This window comes from Flavobacterium zepuense, assembly GCF_007097145.1.
GTDB classification, from domain to species: domain Bacteria; phylum Bacteroidota; class Bacteroidia; order Flavobacteriales; family Flavobacteriaceae; genus Flavobacterium; species Flavobacterium zepuense.
In genome coordinates, this window is sequence record NZ_VJVZ01000037.1 from 1 (window position 1) to 1,181 (window position 1,181).

General features: G+C 48.3%; 3 protein-coding genes. All 3 read right to left on the reverse strand.

All coding sequences use genetic code 11. The features are described from left to right. A partial coding sequence (locus tag FMM05_RS20880) for a hypothetical protein (RefSeq protein WP_143375360.1) occupies window positions 1–384 on the reverse strand: 384 nt, incomplete at its 3' end. Window positions 385–467: 83 nt separating this feature from the next. Next, a complete protein-coding gene (locus tag FMM05_RS20885) occupies window positions 468–905 on the reverse strand; it encodes a DUF1896 family protein (RefSeq protein WP_143375361.1) in 438 nt (145 codons plus the stop codon). 12 nt (window positions 906–917) lie between these two features. Beyond that, complete coding sequence (locus FMM05_RS20890) at window positions 918–1,178, reverse strand: DUF4134 domain-containing protein (protein WP_221932299.1); 261 nt, start codon at window positions 1,176–1,178, stop codon at window positions 918–920. Window positions 1,179–1,181 lie beyond the last annotated feature (3 nt).

Below are 1,181 nucleotides of genomic sequence, written 5' to 3' on the forward strand. Positions count from 1 at the left end.
GAATGCTTTTACCGCCTCACTAATAAATACCCCTGAACCCGCTGAGGGTTCATACAACCTTTTAGGCGCTATGCCTTGTTGTTTCAGCACTCCATACACCACCTTTGGCACCACTTCCGGAGTATAGAAAGCAGTCAGCACACTATTTCTGAGCGATGCAATGATCTCTTTGTACTCTTGCTCTATGTAGTTCTCTTTTAGAAGGTCATGGAACCGCATCATCTCGGGATGCAGTTTCAGGTCGTCTTTAGTCGCGCCATTGGCCTTCCACTCATCGGTGCTGCCATAAGGATACAGGATGGCTTTAATACCCCCAAAACCGGCATACCCCTGCAAGGTGCCCAGATCCTCAGCGGATACCGGCAAGCCTTTTTGGTAATTCATAGCAATCTCGACCGCGCGGATATTACCTTTTAGTTTATGGGAAACATTATAAGCCATAACCCTGCATTTTCATTTACTCTCTTCTACTGGCTTGTTAGCAGGTAGTCGTGTACCTGCGCGATCACGGCATACCGCAGATGGCGGTTGTCCTGGTTCTCTTCCTTAAAATCAAAAGCCTCAAAAACCTCTTTGCACGCCGCTATGAGGTTAACCACCTCGTAGGTCAGCACGCCATTTTCCTTAAGCCGCTCAAAATCATTCGGGAATTCCTCTTCAATGACGGATCTGATGTACAGGAACTTTGAGGGTTTCAGTTCTTCGGTCATTGCATTTAGGCACAGTTCCTCAATGGCATACTGAGGCCTTCCTTCTGCAAGCAGGCCCTCGGCCATTGGCATGATACTGCTGACTTTCTCTTCGAGGTATTTGGTAACCGAATAATCCTCCTGGAGGGTTATCATCAAATCAGGGTTGTTGTGCACGATGTAAGCCCACAACTTTTCTTTCAAGTGGCTTTGCATAGTTGATTTTTTTTAAGAGATGCCGAAGAAAGATTGGATCACTGTGGCAACCACCACTAAAAAGATGCAGCTGCCAAACCAGGCTGCTGCCACCTTTCCGGTATCCTGGTCACCCGCATTCCACTTCTGGTAGACCTTGACAGCGCCGATCAGACCTAGGATAGCGCCCACGGCGTACATAAGGTTAGTGCCTGCGGCAAAGTAACTGCGCACCTTTTGGTTCGCCTCTTCAATGCCCTCTATACCATCCTGCGCAAAAGCGCTGTTGGAGATGGT